This is a genomic window from Pseudoalteromonas sp. XMcav11-Q (assembly GCF_040104525.1).
GTDB lineage: Bacteria > Pseudomonadota > Gammaproteobacteria > Enterobacterales > Alteromonadaceae > Pseudoalteromonas.
The window spans coordinates 199,664-223,133 of the sequence record NZ_JBECOX010000004.1; the positions used below are offsets into that span (position 1 = coordinate 199,664).

At 42.6% G+C, this 23,470-nt stretch carries 21 protein-coding genes and 1 pseudogene; 19 read left to right on the forward strand and 3 right to left on the reverse strand.

Annotated elements, in window-relative coordinates; all coding sequences use genetic code 11:
- The first annotated feature begins 209 nt into the window (after positions 1-209).
- The 5 genes from ABMY45_RS08430 to ABMY45_RS08450 all read left to right on the forward strand — a co-directional run bounded on the left by ABMY45_RS08430 (position 210) and on the right by ABMY45_RS08450 (position 4,797).
- The gene (locus ABMY45_RS08430; RefSeq protein ID WP_010605471.1) at positions 210-455 is read left to right on the forward strand and encodes a hypothetical protein; all 246 of its coding nucleotides are present in this window, start codon (positions 210-212) and stop codon (positions 453-455) included.
- Between the two features lie 387 nt (positions 456-842).
- The gene (locus ABMY45_RS08435; protein WP_102058090.1) at positions 843-1,394 is read left to right on the forward strand and encodes an inclusion body family protein; all 552 of its coding nucleotides are present in this window, start codon (positions 843-845) and stop codon (positions 1,392-1,394) included.
- 547 nt (positions 1,395-1,941) lie between these two features.
- Entirely contained in the window at positions 1,942-3,780 is a 1,839-nt protein-coding gene (locus ABMY45_RS08440) for an ATP-dependent DNA helicase (protein WP_239421601.1), read from the forward strand.
- Complete coding sequence (tsaB, locus tag ABMY45_RS08445) at positions 3,770-4,456, forward strand: tRNA (adenosine(37)-N6)-threonylcarbamoyltransferase complex dimerization subunit type 1 TsaB (RefSeq protein ID WP_010605467.1); 687 nt, start codon at positions 3,770-3,772, stop codon at positions 4,454-4,456. Before ABMY45_RS08440 ends, tsaB begins: the two co-directional genes overlap by 11 nt.
- Positions 4,457-4,500: 44 nt before the next feature.
- On the forward strand, positions 4,501-4,797 hold the full coding sequence (locus ABMY45_RS08450; protein ID WP_045988561.1) for a hypothetical protein: 297 nt from the start codon (positions 4,501-4,503) through the stop codon (positions 4,795-4,797).
- A 288-nt stretch (positions 4,798-5,085) separates the two neighbouring features.
- On the opposite strand, the gene ABMY45_RS08455 is transcribed toward ABMY45_RS08450, so the two are convergent.
- Positions 5,086-6,378 carry an alkaline phosphatase gene (locus tag ABMY45_RS08455; protein ID WP_349288749.1) on the reverse strand — a complete coding sequence of 431 codons (1,293 nt, stop codon included), beginning with the start codon at positions 6,376-6,378 and terminating at the stop codon, positions 5,086-5,088.
- 188 nt (positions 6,379-6,566) lie between these two features.
- Between ABMY45_RS08455 and ABMY45_RS08460 the strand changes: the two genes are divergently transcribed.
- The 3 genes from ABMY45_RS08460 to rnd all read left to right on the forward strand — a co-directional run bounded on the left by ABMY45_RS08460 (position 6,567) and on the right by rnd (position 10,492).
- A complete protein-coding gene (locus ABMY45_RS08460; RefSeq protein ID WP_349288750.1) occupies positions 6,567-7,439 on the forward strand; it encodes an alpha/beta hydrolase in 873 nt (290 codons plus the stop codon).
- Positions 7,440-7,631: 192 nt separating this feature from the next.
- Positions 7,632-9,284: a long-chain-fatty-acid--CoA ligase FadD gene (fadD, locus tag ABMY45_RS08465; RefSeq protein WP_039495246.1), complete on the forward strand. Its 1,653-nt coding sequence runs from the start codon at positions 7,632-7,634 to the stop codon at positions 9,282-9,284.
- Positions 9,285-9,361: 77 nt separating this feature from the next.
- Complete coding sequence (rnd, locus tag ABMY45_RS08470; protein ID WP_349288751.1) at positions 9,362-10,492, forward strand: ribonuclease D; 1,131 nt, start codon at positions 9,362-9,364, stop codon at positions 10,490-10,492.
- 83 nt (positions 10,493-10,575) lie between these two features.
- Here the strand turns inward: rnd and ABMY45_RS08475 are convergent.
- Positions 10,576-13,630, reverse strand: a pseudogene (locus ABMY45_RS08475) (efflux RND transporter permease subunit).
- Between the two features lies 1 nt (position 13,631).
- Positions 13,632-14,711 (reverse strand): efflux RND transporter periplasmic adaptor subunit, encoded by a 1,080-nt coding sequence (locus tag ABMY45_RS08480; RefSeq protein ID WP_102058082.1) that lies wholly within the window; start codon positions 14,709-14,711, stop codon positions 13,632-13,634.
- 100 nt (positions 14,712-14,811) lie between these two features.
- Between ABMY45_RS08480 and ABMY45_RS08485 the strand changes: the two genes are divergently transcribed.
- From ABMY45_RS08485 to ABMY45_RS08535, 11 genes are all read left to right on the forward strand, one after another.
- A complete protein-coding gene (locus tag ABMY45_RS08485; RefSeq protein WP_010605459.1) occupies positions 14,812-15,726 on the forward strand; it encodes a LysR family transcriptional regulator in 915 nt (304 codons plus the stop codon).
- Positions 15,692-16,012 (forward strand): MGMT family protein, encoded by a 321-nt coding sequence (locus ABMY45_RS08490; RefSeq protein WP_227387929.1) that lies wholly within the window; start codon positions 15,692-15,694, stop codon positions 16,010-16,012. The genes ABMY45_RS08485 and ABMY45_RS08490 overlap by 35 nt, the downstream gene beginning before the upstream one ends.
- An 80-nt stretch (positions 16,013-16,092) precedes the next feature.
- The gene (locus ABMY45_RS08495; protein ID WP_010605457.1) at positions 16,093-16,665 is read left to right on the forward strand and encodes an LON peptidase substrate-binding domain-containing protein; all 573 of its coding nucleotides are present in this window, start codon (positions 16,093-16,095) and stop codon (positions 16,663-16,665) included.
- A gap of 60 nt (positions 16,666-16,725) precedes the next feature.
- A complete protein-coding gene (locus ABMY45_RS08500) occupies positions 16,726-17,346 on the forward strand; it encodes a sigma-70 family RNA polymerase sigma factor (protein ID WP_039495233.1) in 621 nt (206 codons plus the stop codon).
- Positions 17,343-17,993, forward strand: coding sequence for a ChrR family anti-sigma-E factor (locus ABMY45_RS08505; protein WP_174169198.1), 651 nt, complete (start codon positions 17,343-17,345; stop codon positions 17,991-17,993). The genes ABMY45_RS08500 and ABMY45_RS08505 overlap by 4 nt, the downstream gene beginning before the upstream one ends.
- Positions 17,994-18,008: 15 nt before the next feature.
- Entirely contained in the window at positions 18,009-18,968 is a 960-nt protein-coding gene (locus ABMY45_RS08510) for a DUF523 and DUF1722 domain-containing protein (RefSeq protein ID WP_349288752.1), read from the forward strand.
- 2 nt (positions 18,969-18,970) lie between these two features.
- Entirely contained in the window at positions 18,971-20,350 is a 1,380-nt protein-coding gene (gene phrB / locus ABMY45_RS08515) for a deoxyribodipyrimidine photo-lyase (protein ID WP_349288753.1), read from the forward strand.
- Positions 20,351-20,368: 18 nt separating this feature from the next.
- Positions 20,369-20,782: a nuclear transport factor 2 family protein gene (locus ABMY45_RS08520; protein ID WP_349288754.1), complete on the forward strand. Its 414-nt coding sequence runs from the start codon at positions 20,369-20,371 to the stop codon at positions 20,780-20,782.
- Positions 20,779-21,495 carry an SDR family NAD(P)-dependent oxidoreductase gene (locus tag ABMY45_RS08525; protein WP_349288755.1) on the forward strand — a complete coding sequence of 239 codons (717 nt, stop codon included), beginning with the start codon at positions 20,779-20,781 and terminating at the stop codon, positions 21,493-21,495. Before ABMY45_RS08520 ends, ABMY45_RS08525 begins: the two co-directional genes overlap by 4 nt.
- Positions 21,488-22,741, forward strand: a complete 1,254-nt coding sequence (locus tag ABMY45_RS08530; protein ID WP_349288756.1) for an FAD-dependent oxidoreductase — start codon at positions 21,488-21,490, stop codon at positions 22,739-22,741. Before ABMY45_RS08525 ends, ABMY45_RS08530 begins: the two co-directional genes overlap by 8 nt.
- Before the next feature lie 14 nt (positions 22,742-22,755).
- Positions 22,756-23,469 (forward strand): DUF1365 domain-containing protein, encoded by a 714-nt coding sequence (locus ABMY45_RS08535; RefSeq protein ID WP_349288757.1) that lies wholly within the window; start codon positions 22,756-22,758, stop codon positions 23,467-23,469.
- The last annotated feature ends 1 nt before the right edge of the window (position 23,470 follow it).

Genomic DNA, 23,470 nt, shown 5'->3' on the forward strand with positions numbered 1-23,470 from the left:
AGGTTATCCCGTATGATGATGGTGATGATGAATTGCTGTCAGTGTCATTAGCATGATGTTACCTTTGTAATATATCTGCTGTTCAAAAAGTTCATTTATAGATAAACACATTATTGTTCTATTTGGCAATCATTTTTTAACGCAAATTAAAGAATAGCTTATAACAGCCGATAATAAGTAAGATCAACAATAGGTTAGTGGAGAAATATATGGATGCGTTTAAACCGTTTTTAGGCCCAATCGTACGGCTAGATGTAACTCATAAGTCTGCATTTCATGTAGCTGGTGTGCAGCACTATAAGATTGAAAAAGTTAAGAAAGATTTAAAAACCGAGATCGAACTTAAACGCCAAGCTGCTGAGCATGAAAAAATTAAAGAAAGCGAAGATGAAGAGGATGAGGAGGAAAAATCTCACGAAGAACATAAAGGTGAGAATCTAGATACATGGGCGTGATCGTAAAATGTTTTGTTGCGTCTGTTAGTTTAAACTCACTTCACCTCGGTGCCAATACATTTCCAGAACTGGTAAAGATATTTTTCGTCTTCGCAATACTTAGACCAGAAAAACTGCCGCCTTTCAAAAAGTTAGTAACCGCTACCCCCAACCATATTAAAAAATAAGATATTTTGTTTATAAAGGTGTAATGCCGTGTAATTCAAATCTAGCATTTTCACGCCTATGTTTATAAACGAAATGGTGGCTAGGATAAAAATTCTAGGCCGTAAATCCATTTTAAGTTAAGTGAAAGAAAGTGATTCGATGATATGGTGAATGTGCAGGACGCCACAAGAGAGGGATCACTAATTTCTTGTAAATTTCATCCGATAGGAGAGGAATGTCATGTCAACATTAGAAGCATCTTCAGAAAGCATTAATGTGCTCATTGTCATTGATACAGAGTACGTGAAAGCGCATTACCCCCACCCAAGCCAAGACCAAAATAATCCCACACCTATAGATCATAACAGTGAGTTTATGATTGCTTCAGATCCCAGAGGCATTGTTAGTGGACAAGGTACTGCGGTACTAAACTTTAGAGCAAACGCTGGGGACAATGTTTCCTTTAGCGGCACGTCGATTTACGGCAACGCCGATGATGCAGTGATTATCTACGGGATCAAACAATTTGGTGGTACTCAGGTATTTAACACGTTTGTGACTAACAGCGTAAATCGCACTGAAGCAGCAGTTCCAAATGTTAATTCCGGCAACAATAATGGTTTACCAGCGGCGCATGTAAGCACAAACTTTATGACGCTGGATTCTAAGGTGCGAAACTCAGGCACTGAAAACTTTCAAGTTCAGTTTGCGTTATATACGCTTAGTTCAGATGGTCAAAGCCAGTCGCTTTTAGGATATTATCAATGGGATCCAACCATCACTGTTAGCTGAGCAAAGTAACTGTTGACCAAAATAGACTTATTTTGTACATATTTAAGCCGTGTAGCTATACCGCACGGCTTTTCCCTCAATCTTTATGCTCAACAAATTTCACTAGGGCCAGTAGCCACCACGTCAAGCCAAAGCTAATTTAACCTGACCGTTCACCATTTTACACTGGAGAAATAACATGCCGTATAAATCAGTAAAGAACCTTATAGCTTGATTCGTTGTAGGTCTGTCTGTGCTCGCGTTAGCCCCTGTGTTTTCCTGATAGTATAGCTGTTTTAGTATTTTATTTAAGCACTGCGCTTCTCCTCATTTGCTTGTTTACCATTTCTTCAGCTAATCACCGCAACTTTTAATTGAAGGCAATCATTGTTGGTGTCGGTATGCTGGTTTTGAATGATTACTTGCGATTTGGTACTTAGCCACATACAATTTCGCGACCTGTCTGTTTGTAAACTACATTACTTTGGCTGTATCTACGACTTTCTCTTCTACGGGGCCTTTAGCCCAGCATTTCCCGGGCTATCAACCAAGACAGCCCCAAATTGATATGGCTATTGCGGTAGAAGAAACCATACAAAATGGTGGACAATGCATCGCCGAAGCTGGAACAGGGACGGGGAAAACGTTTGCCTATCTCATTCCTGCCTTTCAATCTAAAGGTAAAGTCATCGTCTCAACCGGCTCTAAGGCCTTGCAAGAGCAATTATTCCATCGTGACGTGCCAACCCTAAAAAAGGTGCTTGGCAGTGGGAAAAAAGTCACTTTGCTAAAGGGTAGGGCCAATTACCTTTGCCCTTATCGTTTATCACAGCATTTGAGCCATGTGCCAACCGACGACCCAGATGTTATGCACCAACTTGCCATGGTTGCAAAGTTCGCTTCTGAAACACACAGTGGAGACTTAGCCGACTGTGTGGGTATCGAAGAAGACGCAAAGGTATTACCCTACGTTACCTCAACTGCAGATAACTGTTTAGGAAAAGAGTGCCCAGACTACGAAGACTGTTATATCCGAAAGGCAAGATTAAAGGCAGTCGATGCCGATGTTGTGGTTATCAACCATCATTTATTTTTTGCAGATATGGCCGTAAAAGATTTAGGCTTTGCGGAGCTAATGCCAACCGCGGATAGCTATATCTTCGATGAAGCACATCAATTACCAGAAATAGCCAGTGACTACTTTGGTGAGACTATCAGCACTAAAGCTTTGCAGGCGCTTATTAACGATTTAAGGGTGATCTACCGTTCTGATATTCCAGATATGTTGCAACTTGGCAAAACACTCAATAAATTGGAAACCAGTGTCGCCGATTTGCGTTTGGTATTTGGTGGCGATGGTGCCCGTGGTGATTGGCGTGAGGCGCTGGCGAATAAACCAATTTGCGATGCCATGCATCGAGTGATAGCTAACTTAGACTTTCTCTATAAAGTGCTCAAACTTTGTCTGGATAGAAGTGAAAAAATAGAACACCCATTTGAAAAGGTCATGACCTTTAAAAATCAGTTTGAACGTGCCTTTGATACCAGTCAAACTGGATTTAGTTACTGGTTCGAAACCACAAGGCGCTTTTTATCTATTCATATCACGCCGCTTGATGTATCAAGTAAGTTTGCACAAATTGTCAAAACCACTGAGGCAAGCTTTGTATTTACCTCCGCCACCTTATCCGTTGATAATTCCCTTGAGCACTTTAGTCGTAGCTTAGGACTCAAACCGACCTCACAATTTATTGTTGATAGCCCATTTAACTATAAGCAGCAAGCCTTGCTTTGCCTGCCACGCTATTTGCCAGAAAGCCGTGACGACTTAATGCCACATGCGCTGGTAAAGCTTGCAAAACAGGTGATTGAAGCTGCAAAAGGGCGTACATTTTTACTCTTTACCAGTTATCGCGCGATGCATTTAGTCTACGAAGGGCTGAATACGGCACTGCAATATCCCATTTTTATGCAGGGTCAAGCATCGAAACGGATAATTTTAGAGCAATTTATTCGGCACGGTAACGCCGTACTACTTGGTACGGCCTCCTTTTGGGAGGGGGTGGATGTGAGAGGTGACACGTTGAGTTGTGTTGTCATTGATAAACTACCATTTGCTTCACCAGATGACCCTTTGTTGCAAGCGCGCATGCGAGACGCTGAAATGCGTGGATTAGAACCCTTTGATGCAATACAACTCCCCCAAGCTGTTATCGCGTTGAAACAAGGGGTTGGACGGCTAATTCGTGATGCTAACGATAAAGGTGTACTGATTATTTGCGATAATCGCTTAGTTACGAGAAAATACGGCCAGACGTTTTTAAGTAGTTTGCCCGATATGTCTCGCACGAGAGACTTAAACAAGGCAATCCGATTTTTAGAGAATATTGATAAAAATGAAAAATAACCTGTTGGCCATAGACGCCTCCACCGAAGCACTCAGTATTGCATTGCACTATGAAGGCAAGTTTATTCGCCACTTCGAGGTTTGCCCACAGCAGCATAGCCAAAAGATACTTCCCTTAGTTGAACGTATTTTACGCGAAGCCGATATCACCCTTAGTGAGCTTGATGGCATTGTGTTTGGACGTGGGCCGGGCAGTTTTACTGGGGTTAGAATAAGTACAGCGGTTGCGCAAGGCTTAGCTTATTCTTCAGGTCTTAAGTTGGTTGGCGTTTCAACTTTGCAAGCGATGGCGCAACAGGCGTACATGGAAGCAGGCAAGTCCAGCGTAGTGTCGGCAATAGATGCACGTATGGGTGAGATCTACTTATGCCAATACAACGGCGAAACTCGTGGTGTTATTCAACCAAGCACCGAAGAAACAGTTATTAAACCTGAAAATATCGACTTTACATCAACTGGCGCGGCCGGTGTTGGTACAGGATGGCAAGCGTTCTCAGAGCTTGCCACACAGCTTGAATGCGAAATCATTGACAATATCACGTTACCGGATGCTTATTACATGCTGTTTATAGCCGACGATAGTTTCACACAAGGCTTATCTGTGGATGCAGCTGACGCCCAGCCGCAATATGTAAGGGATACTGTGACGTGGAAAAAGTTGCCAGGTCGAGAATAAAGGCGTATTTTTATACAAGCACTTCGTATTTATTGAGCTAAACCGTGAAACTAAATTCAATCATTCAACAAGCAGGTACATATCAAGTAAAGCCACAGCCTAAAAAGGCGGTGAGCCCTGCTATTGAAGAAATGAGCACGGCTAAGCTTAATACCGCTCAGATCAAAACCAGTGAAAAGGGCATTGCGTTGGTGGAGCAGTTCCAATCGCAGCAACGTTCGACTATCTACGACCGCCCTAACTTTCGTACTGGACAAGCAATTAGTGAATACAAAGCAATTGCAACGGAAGCAAGACGAGATGAGATCAAAGGTATGATTGGCGTTTCTGTTTACGCGTAATACCAATTCGCTTAATTAAGTGGTCTATTTTGAGGCGAGAAAATCTTGTCGATAACACCGCTACCGCGTCCTGCTATCGCTAAGGTACCTGCATCCATGTAGGCAAGACAAAAATTTTGCTATTCAGTTGTTCTAAATGAGAAATTTTTAACGTCGTTAGCGTCAGATTTGCTCCTTCAAATTGAGCAAGTATTAAGGCTAATTGGTATATTATCTCTTCCAAGAATTGAAAACAAAGAAGGTCAGCAAATGCTGACCTTCTTTGTTTGAAATAATAGGTGAAGATTTTTACTTTTTAATAAATCCAATCAGTTTATCAGCAATTGCGGTATTGTTTTGCGAGCCGATAAACGCTTCTTTACCTTTACCATGGGCAAACACTTGTACATCAATAGCGGTGTGACCACCCGTTGTCCAACCGGTGAAAGATGCATCACTAATTGCCTCTTTAACGACAACACTAAGCGCCTTCGGACCTTGTGATAGTGCTTCTTTTACTTTTAGCTCAGTCGCACTGTCAAACTCAAGACCTGTTAGCTCTTGCCACGTTGCTTTAATGTCTTTTGTCTTTACGAGTGCTTTTGCTATCTCGCCCGCTGAACCTTTCACTTTAGCGATAATATCACGCTCCCAGCGATACTGACCATTCGCACCAAGCGTTAATCCACCGGTAGAGTGATCTGCTGTGATCACCAAGATAGTGTCAGGGTTGTTATCGACAAAAGCCTTTGCCAACTTAATTGACTCTGCAAAGTCGTCCATTTCATGCATAGCACAAGCGATATCATTAGCATGTCCACACCAGTCAATCTGACTACCTTCAATCATTAAGAAGAAGCCTTTATCATTCTGGTTTTCCAATAATGATAATGCCGTTTTAGTCATTTTAGTTAGGCGCTGTGGCTCTTCATCAATTGCGAATGGTAGACCTACTTCTGCGAACAGACCCATCGCAGGAATTTTATTTAGCGTATCAAGTTTAGATAAAGCATCGACGTATTGATAACCTGCGTCTTTAAATTCATTAACTAGGTTTCTATCTTCACGAATGAAGTATTTAGTGCCACCACCAAGCATAAGATCAACAGGTAATTTTCCTGCGATTTTATTGTCGATGTAATCATTGGCAATGTCGTCATAGTTACGACGCGATTCATTATGAGACGCGAAACTTGCAGGTGTTGCGTGGTTGATTTGCGATGTTGCAACAAGCGCGGTTGTTTTACCTTTTCTTTTCGCCACTTCAAGCATCGTTTCCAAATGTTCTTTATGGGTATCTACCGCAATTGCGCCATTATAGCTTTTAGTTCCTGTACTTAAGGCGGTTGCGCCCGCAGCACTGTCTGTTACAACCGTGTCGTCGTCTGGGTAGGTATGCGCCATACCAACCAAAATAGAGTCAAAAACCGTTGGGTCAACCACTTTCGTTGAAGGGTCATCTTTAAAATAACGGTAGCCCGTAGTGTAAGCCGGCCCCATACCGTCGCCAATCATATAAATAATGTTTTTTGGAGCAGCCAATGTCGGAGCCGCAAATACTAATCCAACAAATGAGGCCAAAAGGCTAGTTTTGAAATTCATTGTTATTCCCGTGTACTTATTGTGATGAAGGTATGTGATTCTCTACTATTTGATCGATTTAAAACACATTCTTAATAGAATGGATGTTCGATAAAAATATTTTCAACAAATCAAAGTAGTAAGTTCAAATATGTCACGGTAAGATGATAAATCAATGATGCTACAATGAACACTAAAAGAATTCGTCGATGTCTCTATATGCGATAAAAGAACAAAAAATCGGGCCATTCTCCTACCAAAGCTGGGGAGAGGGAAAGCAAACCGTTATCTACCTTCATGGTTGGCAAGACAACAGCAACAGTTTTTTGCCGTTTACGCCATTTTGCAATACACAATACACACATATCGCGCTTGACTTACCAGGTCATGGACACTCCGATTGGAAAAGTGCCGACGCCTTTTATTACTTTATCGACTATGTCTATGACTTAAAGTGCTTTTTAGATTTAGCACAGATCAAAACGTGCCATATCGTTGGTCATTCTATGGGGGCGATGATAGCTAACTTGTTTGCAAGCTGCTATCCAACACGCTGTTTATCTTTAGTACTAATCGAGGGAGTAGGGATCGTGAGTACCTCAGAGAGTGATACCAAAACCCAGCTCATTAATGCGTTTAATTCCCGAGATAAATTAAAACAATCTGAACCACGGGTTTATCCTGATATAAATACACTTGCGCAACTGCGTAGTAAAATCAGTGATGTTTCTTTAGAAATAGCAGCGCTGCTTGTGACAAGAAATACCCAGCCGCATCCTGATGGTGTGCAACTTAGATTGGATCCCCGACTAAAGCATCACTCCGGATTTAGGTATTCCATCTCGCAGGCAAAATCCGCGATTAATGGGATATCCATTCCAACCTTATTGGTGTTAGCGGAACAAGGCTATGACATGATTGTCAGACAATATAGTCAATTTAAAGGCTGTTTCGATTCACTCAAGCTTGAGAAAATACCTGGCGGCCACCATTGCCATATGGAAAACCCGGAAATTTGCTATAAGCTAATTGAGGCACACCAAAACTGCGACAAAACATCGTTTACAACTGAAGGAGCGTAAAGAATAAACTAATCATGGAAAGAAACGTTCACAAAGAGCGCTAAAGCCCACGTTTCAACAGCATCTAGATTGTAAATCCTCAGATATTGTGGGAATATGGCGTTTTTAGAGTATTTGCTCAATTGTTAAAGTGCCTTACATCGTTTATGGTTTAGGGTGAATATAAAAATAACGAGAACACAGGAGCTAAGAGTGGAAAAAATCTGGCTTAAGCGCTACCCAGAAGGTATGCCTGAAACTATCGACCCAGAGCATTACAACTCATTGCTTGAATTATTTGAAAAAAGTTTTGCAGATTATGCTCAGTATCCAGCCTACACCAATATGGGTAAGACACTGACTTATCAGCAAGTTGATGAAAAAACCAAAGCAGTTGCTAGTTATATACAAAATGAATTGAAACTTGGCCGTGGCGATAAGGTTGCTGTCATGATGCCAAACTTGTTGCAAACTCCAGTTACTATTTTAGGTGTGCTACGTGCTGGCTGTACCGTTGTAAACGTTAATCCGCTTTACACCGTGCGCGAATTAGAGCATCAGCTAAATGACTCCGAGTCAAAAGCTATCTTTATTCTTGCAAACTTTGCCCATACACTGGAGCAGGCCTTACCAAAAACCAGTGTGAAGCACGTAGTGCTGACAGAAATTGGTGACATGTTAGGTGGCTTCAAAAAGCACTTGGTGAACTTTGTTGTTAAGCACTTCAAAAAAATGGTGCCTGACTTTAGCCTGCCAAATACCATTCCTTTCAAAGAAGTAATTGCAGCAGATCCTACAAAATATCAGAAACCTGATGTGACGCTAAGTGACCTTGCCTTCTTGCAATACACTGGCGGTACAACTGGCGTATCTAAAGGCGCGATGCTTACTCATGGCAACATGGTAGCAAACCTTGAGCAAGTTTCTGGCTGTTTAGATACAGTATTAGTTAAAGGAAAAGAAGTCGTTATCACGGCGCTACCGCTATACCATATCTTTGCATTAACAGCGAACTGTTTGACCTTTATGAAGTACGGTGGTCACAATATCTTGATCACCAACCCGCGTGACATGCCTGCGTTTGTAAAAGAGCTGGCAAAGGTGCCATTTACCGCTATCACTGGTGTTAACACGTTATTTAATGGCCTGTTAAACACACCAGGGTTTGCCGACCTCGACTTTTCAACTCTGAAAATGTCTTTAGGTGGTGGTATGGCTGTACAACGCCCTGTCGCTGAGCGCTGGCAGAAGGTGACAAAGTCGAAGCTGATGGAAGGTTATGGCCTTACAGAATGTGCGCCGCTAGTTACTATCTGCCCACACGATCTTGAAGCCTACAACGGGTCTATTGGCTTACCTGCACCAAGCACTGACATCAAAATTGTTGATGACAATGGCAATGAAACACCTAAGGGTGAGCCCGGTGAGCTGTGTGTTAAAGGACCGCAGGTGATGGCTGGTTACTACAACCGTCCAGACGCAACCGCCGAATGTTTAAAAGACGGCTGGTTTGCAACGGGTGATATCGCCACTTATGATGATGACGGTTTCTTCTACATCGTTGATCGTAAAAAAGACATGATCTTAGTGTCTGGCTTTAACGTTTTCCCTAATGAAATCGAAGAAGTCGTTGCCATGCACGAAGGCGTGTTAGAAGTTGCAGCGGTTGGCGTGCCACATGAGGTTAGTGGTGAGCAAGTTAAAGTTTTTATTGTTAAAAAAGACCCATCTTTAACAGAAAAAGATATAATTGCACATTGCCGAGATAATCTAACGAACTATAAAGTACCAAAGCTAGTTGAGTTTAGAGATGAACTGCCAAAGACTAACGTTGGTAAAATACTGCGTAGAGCGTTAAAAGAATAACAAATAAAGCCGGCACTAGCCGGCTTTTTTATAACTAGCGTGATATGGCTAGTTATGTAAATTGCATGGGAGTAACAGTGCAGTATCAAGTTATTGAAAGCCAAACAGCACTAGATGAATTTGTCTTGTCTATTTCGAAAGCCAAAGTGCTCGCCGTCGACACCGAATTCATGCGTCGCCGCACCCTATACCCAGAAATTGCTCTGTTACAGATCTTTGATGGTAACCACCTTGCCCTTATCGATCCACTAGCCGATATGGATTTTAGTAGGCTGTGGACATTATTTTCAGATACTAGTGTTTTAAAAGTACTTCATTCTCCATCAGAAGATATCGAAGTATTTCTAAAGTTTGCAGGTTTTATCCCATCACCAATATTCGATACCCAGTTTGCTTTACAGTTGTTAGGTGAGGGTAGTTGTATTGGTTTTGCTAATATGGTGAAGCAACTTAGAGACGTAGACATTGACAAAAGTGAATCCAGAACAGATTGGTTACGCCGCCCTTTAACTCAAAGCCAATTAGATTACGCCGCCTCCGATGTATATCATTTACTGCCATGTTTTGAGACTATTCAAGCGCGGGTAAATGAAAAGCAGCTATTTAACATAGTGCTTCAAGAGAGTGAGTTGCTCGCCCAAAAGAGAAGCTTCCGTCAACCAGATGAAGTACTTTATCTCGATGTCAAGAACGTGTGGCAACTTAAGCCTAGAGATCTTGCTACTCTAAAAGAACTTGCGGCGTGGCGCAGAGCCAAGGCAGAGAAAAAGAACTTAGCGCTAAATTTTGTGCTTAAAGAACATAACATGGTCGAAATTGCAAAACGTCGTCCAAGCTCACTGGGCAGTTTACGTAATGTTCCAGGTGTTGAGACAATGGAAGTTAATCGCTCTGGCAAAGAAATTCTCGCCTGTATAGAAAAAGCAAAAGAAGTAAGTGAACAAGATTGTCCACAACGCGTGAGAAGACTTATCGACTTCAAAGGTTACAAAGCAGCGTGCAAGGATATCAAACAGGTTATCGCCGAAGTCGCCAAAACTAACGATATTCCTGTTGATGTGTTTGCTTCGAAAAAACAAATCAATCAGGTGATCAGCTGGTCGTGGAAAAAGTCACCGGAAGAAAAGCAATTGCTGATGAAACCCGATCTTGCGTTAGGCTGGAGGGCTGAGCTTGTTGCAGATAAGTTAGACAGTTGGTGGCTGTAGCACTCCTGTCGATTTAAAGGTGAAAGATAAACAGCGAAAGCGATAATAACATCCACCTTCCGAAGAAGGTGGATGTTGCTCAACTAGTCTTTTGGTTGTTCGATACCAAAGTACACGCAATGTAACACAGGTAATACAATCAACGTCAGTATGGTCGCAAAACCAAGACCGAACATAATGGTGACCGCCATGGACTGGAAGAACACGTCAAATAATAGCGGGATCATACCCAGTATGGTTGTGATAGCAGCCATAGACACCGGCCTTACACGACTCACACCAGAATCAAATACCGCTTGGTAAGGGGACTTACCAGAGTCAATTTCGATATTTATTTGATCCATCAGTACAATACCATTTTTAATCAGCATGCCGGATAAACTTAGCAAGCCTAGCAGCGCCATAAAGCTAAATGGTGCTTGTAGTAAAACAAGGCCTGCCGTTACCCCAATAATAGCAAGCGGCACGGTTGACCAGATCACTAATGGCTTTTTCACCGAGTTAAAGAGCAATACAGTGATCATAAACATCGCTAAATAACCGATTGGTAATGAGCCAAAAATGGCTTTCTTCGCTTTGCTTGACGACTCATACTCGCCGCCCCATTGCATCTCGTACCCTTGGGGTAGCTCAATGGCTTCGATATCCGCCTTCACTCTTGCAAATAACTTAGCTGGGGTTTCATCACCTATCACGTCGTGATCAGCCATTACCGTGATGGTACGTTTACGGTCGCGGCGCATGATCAGGCTATCTTCCCAAGTGACACTAAAATCATCCACGATTTGTGAAACTGGTACGTAGACGCTAAGGACAGGGCTGAATATTTGTAAGTCACCAAGATTTTCAACATTGAGCCTCTCTTCCTCAGGAGAGCGCGCAATGATAGGCAACAGTTGTGTACCATCTCGATATAACCCTACCTTGTTACCTGACACCGAAGTCAGTAGCAACTGATCTAAGTCTGATTTACTGATCCCCAATCGACGCGCCTTCAATTCATTAAACTGTGGACGCACCAACTTGGTTCTTTGTCGCCAGTTGTCACGAATATTAAACGCTTTATCGTCTTGGCTGATAATACCTTTGGCTTTTTCAGCTAGTTGGCGTAACACAACAGGGTCTGGTCCCGAAAACCGAGCCTCGATTTTTGCATCAGTTGAAGGGCCAATTTCCATACGCTTTATTTTGAGACGTCCGTCTAGCTCATTTTCAAGCTCATAATCGCGAAGCTTGGCAATCATGGCCACTACTGCTTCTCGGTCTTTTACACGTACAATTAACTGGCCATAAGCGTCGTATTGTTTTTCAGGCGAATAGGTCAACATAAAACGAGGCGCGCCTTGCCCAATCGTTGCAGTTACTTCATTAACCATCGGATCGGCCAGTAAAAAGGATTCAATTTTCTCAACATTCTGCGCCGTGCTACGTATATCGGCACCTTGATAATGCCAGTAATCCACATAGAACATCGGTGTATTTGAAGCTGGGAAGAAAGACTGCTTAACCGATTTAAAGCCAACAACTGCAGCGACTAATAGCAGTACCATAGAAATAATAGTAATAGCACGATTTTTAAGGCAGAAGGTCAGCATGGATTTATACACGGTGAAGATCAGGGTCGTCTTCTTCGCTAGTATCTGATGACTTTTCTTTAGGCCCTTTAAACATCATATTGGCAAAAAATGGCGTCAGTGTAATAGCCGTTACCCAACTTAGCAGTAGTGAAATTAACAACACCCAAAATAGCGAGCCTGCAAACTCACCACTGGCGTCGGAGCTTAAGCCAATCGGTGCGAATGCGGTGATCCCGATAACGGTTGCGCCAAGAAGTGGCCATTTTGTCTGTTCAACAATGTTCACAGCAGCTTTTACTTTAGATTGACCTCGTTTAATATTAATCAAAATGCCTTCAGTCACTACAATGGCATTATCGACTAGCATCCCCAGCGCAATGATCAAAGCACCTAATGAAATACGTTGTAAATCAATGGCGAATATCTTCATAAAGATAAAGGTACCCAGCACGGTAATAAGCAAAATACCGCCGATTAAAATACCACTTTTTACACCCATAAAAATAAGCAAAACGATAATTACAATGGCAACGGCCTCTAAAAGGCTAACGATGAAACCATCAACCGAGGTCTCTACTTCTGTTGGTTGATTGTAAACTGTGTTGATCGTAATACCGTAAGGGCGCTGATATTCTAATTGCTGTAAGTGATGTTCGATTTCTTTACCCACCTCAACAACATTTACACCAGAAGTAAAAGAAACCCCAACCAGCAGTGCACGCTTTTGATCAAAACGTGTAATATGATTCGGCACCTCCGCATATTCGCGTGTTACTTTTGCCACGTCACCCAAATAAATAAGCTCTTTGGCGCCGGGCTTTGAGATAAGTAAACCCTCTAGCTCTGCAACGTCTGTAAACTCACCAGTAGGGTGCAGGCGAATAGACTCGTCTCCAACGCGTATTTTACCCGCATTAGATACCGTATTTTGAGCTTGTAACAACGAGAAAATGTAACTAGGCGCAATGCCAAGTTGTGACAGTTTTTGTGTTGATATTTCGACGATCACTTGTGCTTGCTGCTCACCCGCAACAGTGACTTTACTCACACCTTCTACTAGCACTAATTCGCGCTTTAAAAAGTCAACGTAGTCTTTTAGCTCATCATACGAATAGCCTTCACCGGTGATCGCGTAAAGTTCACCGTAAACATCAGCAAAATCGTCGATAACGCTTGGCGTCATAACACCTGGCGGTAGCTTCGGCGAGAGATCATTTACTTTACGGCGCAGCTCATCCCAGATCTGTTGTAAGTCTTTCTTACGGTACTTACTCTTCATCTCAACAGTGATCTGCGACTTACCGGGAGAAGAAATTGAAGTAACATAATCAACATACGGCAGAGATTGAATCGCATTTTCAATCGGGAAGGTGACTTCCTCTTCCACTTGTTGTGGCGATGCACCAGGATACATGGTCACGACCATGGCTTTTTTTAGTGTGAATTCAGGATCTTCTAGCTGGCCTAAGCCCAAATAGGATACCGCCCCAGCAATAAGCAGGAGCAAGGCAAACATCCAACTGATAACCTTATTCTCAATTGACCACTTGGCTAAACTCATATTACAGACCTCTTTCTTTAGTCCAAGGTCTCACTTTTGCGCCTTCTTGCAAATAATGCACGCCCGCAGCAACAATTTCTTCACCAGGTTCAAGACCCGACATTACCTCAATACCGGTATGATTAAGTTGACCAACGGTGACTTCGCGTTTTGTTACCGTCTGATTATCTCTTTGATATACCCATACGTAACTATTCCCCTCTGTGCCTTGCTTTTTATCTGAGAATACTGCTTGGTTAGGTACGATGATTGCTGTATTTTCACGGTTCGTAATTTTGCTTGGGTCGACGTAAACATGGCCTGTCATACCTGCGAACAAATTAAAGTCCTCAGGGATTGGAAGACTAAATACGACTTTGTAGGTCAAGGTTGCAGGGTCTGCCTGCGTATCCCATTCCTTAATCGTAAGCGGGTAAGACTTACTAGGGTAGCCATCAAAAACAACGGTCGGTTTGTAATCCGAATCTTTATCAACACGTGCAACGATGCGCTCAGGTACTTGAATAACTACATCCATCATATCGCGTGTTTCAAGGCGAAGGATATTTTGCTTTGCTACCACGTTTTCGTAATTTTTGACAAATACCTTGGCAACCGTACCACTAAACGGTGCTCTAAGTTCGCTATATTCGAGGTTTGTTTTAGCAATTTTAAATGCAGACTCCGCAACTTGCTTGTCTGCATTTGCTTTATCAAACTCAGCTTTAGTCGCTATGCCTTTTTCAAATAACGGCTCAATTCTCGATAACTGCGATTTAGCGAGTTCAAATTGGGCTTTACGTTGTTCATATTGCAGATTGAAATCTTCAGGATCAAGCTTGGCTAGCAATTGCCCCTTTTGTACGTCTTGGCCTGCGAGAACTGGAAACTCGATAAGTTCACCATTCACACGAAAGGCAAGATAGGAGCCTTGATTTGCCACCACTTCAGCAGGGAAACTACGAAGCGTGCTGCTATTGGGGTCCGAAACCGTGTGAATTTTAACTGGTCGGTTAGGGGCTTCTGTTGGGGCTTGTTCTGCTTGCTCTTGGCAACCCACTAATAAGGTAGCCAGCACAATTCCAGAAAACACTCTTAACATTTTGTTCTCCATGACAACGTCAATTTTAATGCGTGCAGAATAATGGAATTACATATAAAATAAAAATTATAAAACATTCTATACTGCATAAGATTTATTTATGAAGATTTCGGACTTAGCAGCGTTTTGCACCGTTGTTGAAGCGCCTAGCCTTACCGAAGCGGCAAATAAGCTTCATAAGACACAGCCTGCGGTCTCTCAATCAATTAAAAGATTAGAACAATCTTTGGGATTTGCCCTTTTTGAGCGTGAGAAATATCGCAATGTGTTAACAGAGCAAGGTCGTCGGTTTTATTTTGAAGCCGAAAAATTACTTAATCATCATAGAGATTTGTCATTACTCGCGACTGAATTCGCGGCGGGTAATGAACCAAGCTTTAACATCTGTTACGAACCGATTGTATATCAAAACCAGATTGATCAAGTATTAGGCAATGCCTTCATTAAGTTTCCCGCAACTGAAATGAACATCTCAAGTGGTAAACGTTTTTTTGCGCTTGAGCAAGTCACACAGGGGATTGCAAACCTTGGCATTGGCCCTTGGTTTGACCTTTTTCATTCAACTGGCGATTTAGAATCAATGCCGATTGGACACGTAAAATTAGGCTTAGTCTCATTAACAGGCTATATGCCACCAGAGCTGAGTTTTTCGGAGCTTGCGCAATACCCATCTCTTGCAATGAAAGAAAGTAAATTCAAGTTTGATAGTGAGCGCTTGGCATACAGAAATAGTAACAATGTCATGAAACTCGATGACGCACTGGCAATAAAAAGATATTTATTACAAGGTATGGGCTATGCCTTAATCGGCCTTGACCTTTGTAGAGAAGAATTAGAGTCTGGTGTTTTACAACAAGTGAGGGTGTTTGATAGAAAAGACGAGTTTGAAGCTGAAATCCACGCGTATCGTTTGCATATTTCACACCATGGACCGGTAGCAAGATATTTTTGGGACAAATTAAAAGAGTTAAATATTCAATATGAAAAGCAGCAATCCTCAGCAAGAACTCGCTGAAAAGGTTTTCACCGTAATTGGCGGTATCCCGTTTGGGAAGGTAGCCTCCTATGGGCAAATAGCGAGCTTAGCTGGTTATCCAAAACATGCCCGAAAGGTTGGTCAATTGCTGAAGAACCTACCACAAGGTTCAACATTACCTTGGTACAGAGTAGTAAATAGCCAACGTCGCATTTCTTTTCCTGAAGACAGTAGTAAATTTCAAGAGCAAAAGTCACGCTTGCAAGCTGAGGGCATCACATTCTCAAATAGTAACGTGATAGCAAAACACTGCGTTTGGGAATAGTCATAAATTTAGCGTTAACTGATCCAGATAAATAGAGCAGTCGTAATTATCGTTAGTTTTTGTATATTTGAACGGGAATTATGAAACTCGCTTTATTTCCATTGCCAATATTCTTGCTTCCAGGTGGGTTCACCCGCTTGCGGATCTTTGAGCAGCGCTATCTATATATGGTAAAAGAGGCCGCGAAAACAGAGCAAGGTTTTGTGTTATGCCCATACCTCGCGGATACGCCGAACAATGTGTCAAAAGAAGGCGTGCACGTTAAAATTGTTGACTTTTCACAAGATGATGATGGTCAGCTGCTCATTGATGTTGAGGCACTATCGCGCGTCGCGATCAGTAATGTGGAAGTAGACTCACAATCTTTACGTTATGGCGATTGTGACATTATTGATGGGCCGCCATGGCAATGTAGTGAAGAAGCATTTAGTCTAGTTGACGAAACCCTTGCTCATAAACTTCAGAGTGTTTTTATCGCCAACCCAATCCTTGATGATTTGTACCGCGACAAGCATTTTACTCAGCCTCTTTGGGTTGCTTATCGTTGGCTAGAAATCTTACCCATCTCGATGACCCAAAAACTAAAAATAAAACAAGCACAAACATTTGAACAGGTGGCAGAGTTCTTACATACTGTATTAGATGAAAAATAGTGATCCATGCCAAGTTTTACAGCGTATTACAGCTTATAATTATAAATTGGAAGGTGAGCTATGTTAGGCCAACAGCAATCTATTGATTGCAACGTTCAGTCAGGAACTCGCAAAGCAGTGCAAGAAACTCCCTCTCAAGCGTTATCGGACGCTTTAGTTAAGGTTGCAGAAAAACGAGATCGCAAAGCTTTTGCCTTCTTGTTTGAGTACTTTGCGCCAAAAATCAGGCGCTTTGGTGTGAAACAATTTGGTAATGACGCCCAAGCGATGGAGCTCGTACAAGACACGATGACGTCAGTGTGGCGGAAAGCCCACCTCTATCATCATGATAAAGGCGCAGCCACAACGTGGATCTATACCGTGATGCGTAACGCGTCGTTCGATGCATTGCGTAAAATGAAGAGTAATAAAGAAGAACATATCAGTGAAGACATCTGGCCGATAATTCAAGACTCGCAGGCTGACGACGACGGTTTTCAAGATCACTTGCAAACGGCGCAAATTCAAAAATACATCAATAAGTTGCCGCCAGCACAACGAGACATAGTCAAAGGCGTGTACTTTCAAGAAATGTCTCAAGAACAATTGGCAGAGCATCTTAATATACCTGTCGGGACAGTTAAGTCACGTTTACGGCTTGCTTTACAAAAACTTCGCGCAGAAATGGGAGATCAAGCATGATAAAGCATCACCCTAATGATTCATTACTAAGCCAATTTGTTGAAGGTAATTTGCCTGCAAGTATCAGTGTCGCAATTGCAGCACATGTCGAAATGTGTCCATGTTGTCAGAAAAAGACTCAACAGCTTGAAGCGCAAGAAGCGAATGTTCAGCTTGGAGGAGGCAGCGACTCTTCACTAAGCAGCGATTTCGAGGCGATGATGCAAGCGATAACACTGGACGACGAAATAGACGAAGTTAAAGAATATATCCAACCCTCATTTAACTATCAGGGCAGGGATGTTCAGTTACCTCGGGCTATTGCGAATATCGATCGCACCAAGTTTTCAGGTGTAGGCAAAATCGCCCGCTCTCGGTTATTGCTAGAAGACGGCGACTTACGCTCAAGTCTTTTACAAATTGGTGCGGAAGGCGAAATTCCAGAGCACACCCACACGGGCTTTGAGATAACCTTGTTGCTTGACGGCGATTTTGCAGATGAGGCTGGTGAATACGTACCGGGCGACTTTATTTGGCAAGACGGCAAACATAATCATTCTCCGCGCACAAAAGAAGGCTGCCTGTGCTTTACCGTGGTAAGCAGTGCACTACACTTTAATAAAGGCTTAAGTAAGCTGCTAAACCCAATTGGTAAGTTGATTTATTAAAGGAATAGTTGCGAAATGATATTCTCATCACCAATAAAAATTGGCATTAGCGCGTGTTTGGCTGGAGACAAAGTTCGATTTGACTCAGGCCACAAGCGTTCAAACTTTTGTATGGATGAATTCGCCGAACATGTCGAATATGTGCGCTTTTGCCCAGAAGTTGCGATAGGCATGCCAATCCCAAGACCAACCATCAGACAGATCCGTGTAGGCGACATTATCAAAGTTAGTCGCCCTGATGGTAAAGAAGATGTCGCACCAAAGCTCAAGGAGTTTGGCGAAAAGGTTGCAACCTCACAGACACAAAGTCTTTCCGGCTTTGTGTTTTGCGCCAAAAGCCCAAGCTGTGGAATGGAGCGTGTTAAGGTCTATAACGAAGCCGGAACTGGTAACACATCTGAGGGTATAGGTATTTTTGCTGAGCAAATCATAAAACATAATCCGCTTTTACCTTGCGAGGAAAATGGTAGATTGAATGACATGCATCTCAGAGAAAACTTCGTAATGCGGGTATTCGTCTATAAAAGCTGGCAGGAACTAACTCAATCGGAAAACATCGGCCTACACGAGCTGACGAATTTCCACGCCAAGCACAAATATCTGTTGATGAGCCATAACTACCAAGCCTATAAAGATTTAGGGCGTTTACTTGGTGATGGCAAGCAATTTGATAGAGACACGCTGAAACATAAATATATAAGTGGTTTGATGTCAGCACTGAGCAAGCCTGCCAATCGCAAAAATCAAGCAAACACGTTAACGCATCTACAGGGATATTTTAAGAACGAGCTTTCGAGCATCGAGAAGCAAGAGATGTGTAGTGCAATAGATCAATATCGCAAAGGTATTGTACCTTTATATGTACCGTTGACCTTGCTCAAGCATCATCTTACTGTGCATCCGAAAGCGTATTTGCAAAGCCAAGTGTACTTTGACCCATACCCCAACGAACTGCGTTTAAGATTCGGAATTTAATAATGAAAACAGCTTTTTGGTTTCGCCGTGATCTCAGGGTTTACGGCAATGAGGCTTTGATTGAAGCCGTGAATGAGGGCGCACGCGATGCGCTCTTTTTTTATTGCAAGCCACAGTGGCAATCACACAACGTAGCCAGTATTCAGCTCGACCTACTTGAGCGCAGATTACTTGAGCTTGGCAGCCAGCTTAGTGAATTTGGCATTAGGCTACATATCATTGAAGCGAGCACATTCGCTGAGCTGCCGGCGCAGCTTCAAGTTGTTTGTGACGATAAAGGCATTGATTGCTTATATGCAAATAAAGAGTATGAAGTAAATGAAGTGGCGCGCGATGAAGCGTGTGAAACTGTGATCACGTTAAAATTATTCGATGGCGATATCGTTGCCAAACCGGGCTCTGTGCTTACGGGCTCCAGTGAGATGTTCAAGGTGTTTACCCCCTTTAAAAAAGCATGGTTAAAACGTTTTGTGGGGCAGCAATTTCACTTCACTAGTTGGCCATTGGATAAGCAACATGAAGCAAACTTCAAAAAGCCAACTTTCTTCGAGTTGACCAATGAATCTGAAAAGTGGCCAGCGGATGATAATGCCATTGTCACGATTGTAAATCGTTTTATTAAGGACAAACTAGCAGACTACCAAGATGACCGTGATTTCCCTGCAATCAAAGGAACTTCGGGGCTCAGCCCATATTTGGCATTAGGCATTGTGTCACCCAAGCAGCTCATCGCACAGATCCAACTTCATTACCCTGAAGTGCTTGAAAACCCAAGTAAGCCAGAGTTTTGTTGGGTGAACGAGCTCATTTGGCGTGAGTTTTATCGCCATCTTATCGTCGCTTTCCCGCGTTTATGTAAAGGTTTTAATTTCAACGATAAATATAACGCGGTTAGGTGGCGTGACGACAGCCAAGCGTTTGAGCTCTGGTGTAATGGTCAAACTGGCTACCCGATTGTCGATGCGGCAATGCGTCAGCTCAATAAAACTGGCTGGATGCACAATCGGCTACGCATGATTGTTGCCAGCTTCTTAACCAAACACTTGCTCATCGACTGGCGTAAAGGCGAAGCCTATTTTATGTCAAAGTTAATAGATGGCGACCTTGCCAGTAATAATGGTGGCTGGCAGTGGGCTGCAAGTACGGGGTGTGACGCGCAGCCTTATTTTCGTATTTTTAATCCCATCACGCAGAGCGAAAAGTTTGATCCCGATGGTTCCTTTATTCGTACATATGTGCCTGAATTGAAAAATGTTCCAGCAAAGCATATTCATTTTCCTCATGACTATTTAGCGGCATTTGGCGGAAAGGATGACTATGTAGAGCCGCTGGTTGATCATAAAGAAGCAAGAGCAAGAGCACTTGACGCATTTAAGGTTTAAATAGATATGGATCACAGAATGCAGCGATTCGTGGCAATTTATAATGAAATAGACAAATACTGTCTCGGTAAATTGGCTTCAATTTACACTGAGGACATCAGTTTCGTAGACCCTTTACATAAAATTCAAGGACTCGATGCGCTAACGAGTTATTTTCAAGGGTTATATGAAAATGTCTCTGAAATCGAATTTCTTGTTACGAACGCCTATCAGGTTGATGACGTCAGCTTTATCTACTGGACTATGTCCTATCAACACCCCAAGCTAAATGGCGGTAAGATCATAGAGGTCGATGGTCATAGCCGTTTGAGTTTTATTGGCGAAAAAGTGGCGCAACATCGGGATTACTTTGACAGTGCGCAAATGCTGTATCGCCAAGTCCCACTACTCGGTGGTGTTATTCGGCTATTAGATAAAAGGATCACGGCATGAGTAGCATTTTAATTACTGGCGCAACATCAGGAATAGGTAAAGGTCTTACGGAATTTTATGCAAAACAGTCACATCAAGTAACTGCTTGTGGCCGCAACCAAAAAGTGTTAGACGAATTAGAAAGCAGCGTAGGTGCAAAGAGCAAAGCATTTGATTTAACAAACCGCGAAGAGATAGAAGATAACTTCAAAGATATTGACGGCTTGGATCTTGTGATCCTCAACGCAGGTGGTTGTGAGTATATCGATAATCCCAACCAATTTGACGGCCATTTATTTGAGCGGGTAATGCATATCAACGTCATCTCAATCGGCCACTGCCTAGACGTTTTACTGCCAAAAATGAAAACAGGCGGGCAACTTTGCATCGTAAGTTCCAGCAGTGCATTTTTACCTTTGCCTCGCGCCGAAGCGTACGGTGCGTCGAAAGCGGCTGTCAGCTATTTAGCGCGCACCCTGACAGCAACATTAAAAGACATTGATGTGACCTTAGTTCACCCAGGATTTGTAGAAACGCCGTTGACAGATAAAAACGACTTTCCGATGCCATTTATTGTAAGTGTCGATGAGGCCGTGAGTTACATTAGCAAAGGAATAGAAAAGCGCAGCAAGGAAATACATTTCCCAAAAAGATTTACTCTATTTTTAAAACTTCTCAGGTTACTGCCGTTTTCGTTGTGGTTACCTCTCGCAAAAAGGATAGCCCGTGGCTAAGATTGCAATAATTGGAAGCGGTATCTCAGGTATGACCGCAGCATACCTGTTAAGTCGTCAACATGACGTGAAAGTTTTTGAAAAAAATGATTATATTGGCGGACATACGGCAACTATTGATGTTGAATACCAAGGTGAAAAGCTCGCGGTTGATACCGGCTTTATCGTATTTAACGACAGAACCTATCCAAAGTTTGAAAAATTGCTGGCTGAAATTGGTGTTAGTCGCCAAGAAACCGAAATGAGCTTTAGTGTTCACAACAGTCAATCGAAGTTTGAGTACAATGGCCATTCACTCCGCACGCTATTCGCACAAAAACGTAACCTACTGAGGCCGACCTTCTGGCGATTGCTAAAGGATATTGTGCGTTTTAATGATCTTTGTAAATCATTATACGAAAAAGACGACTATCGAGGTGTTGAAACGCTTGGTAAACTGCTACAGCAACACCAATTTAATGAGTTTTTTAAGCTGCACTACATCTTGCCGATGGGCGCCGCGATCTGGTCAACCAGTATCAAAGAAATGCTTGACTTTGAAGCTAAATTCTTTGTCCAGTTTTTCTTCAACCATGGGCTCTTGGACATCACAAATCGCCCTCAATGGTATGTTATCCCAGGTGGTTCGAGGGAATACATTCAACCATTGGTGGCAGAATTTAAAGACAATATTGTGCTTAATGCCGACATCAAGACAGTAGTTCGTGATGACTCTGGTGTGACCATCGTCTTCAAAGATGGTAGTAATGAGTACTTCGATAAAGTCGTCTTTGCATGTCATAGCGATCAGGCTTTAGCGTTACTAAATACCCCATCGAGTGATGAACAAGCGATACTTGGTGCAATTCCTTATACTGCAAACTCAGTGGTGCTGCACACTGACACCCGTTTATTGCCAAAACGTCCGCTGGCGTGGGCCAGTTGGAACTATTTATTAAACGAAGCGACGGACAAAGCCGCTGTTGTCACCTACCAAATGAACATACTGCAAGGGTTTGACGCTAAACATCAATACTGTGTCACGTTAAATCATGATGAAGGGATAGCTGAAGACAAAGTGATCCGCCGCTTTGTCTATAATCATCCGGTATTCAATACCACCAGCATTGCGGCCCAAAAACGTAAAGCCGACATCGATGGTAAACACCATAGTTATTTTTGTGGTGCGTACTGGTTCAACGGCTTTCATGAAGATGGGGTGAGAAGTGCGGTAGATGTGGCCGAGCAATTGGGTATCTCATTTTGAACAGTGCAATACTGGTGGGAAAAGTTCGGCATCGGCGATTCGCTCATGCCAAGCATGCTTTTTCTTACCCCATGTATATGATGTGGCTAGATTTAAGTGAGCTCGACGCACTCAATAGTATTTCGTCAAAGTTTGGTACATCCGGCTTAAAACTGCTTAAATTCAATCAAGCTGACTATATCCTCACAGAAGGCGAAAGCTTAGTTGAGCGCGCACGTGCTAAGTCAAATTCGCTAGGCAAACCCGTTTCATCACAAACAAAAGTATATTTAATGGCGCAAATACGCTGTTTAGGCTTTTACTTCAGTCCGGTTAATTTCTACTTTTTTGAAGACGAGAAGGGGGCTGGTTTTAGCCATATGCTCGCTGAGGTCAGTAATACACCTTGGAATGAGCGTCATTTTTATTTAGTTGAATTAAGTAAAGAAGTGAACTTTAAAAAGCAATTTCACGTATCACCTTTTATGAATTTGGATATGCACTACCACTGGAAAGTGAAGCCACCCGGTAGCAATACGCTAATCCATATTGAAAACAGAAAAGGTGACGAATTGCTATTTGATGCCACGATGACGCTCAAAAAGCAGGAGCTCAATGAAGGAAATATTAATCAATTGCTTAAGCGGTTTCCAGCAATGACATGGAGCATAGCTAAAGGCATCTACTGGCAAGCGTTGAAGTTATTTTTAAAAAAAGTGCCTTTTGTTGGGCACCCCGGAAGAGTATAAG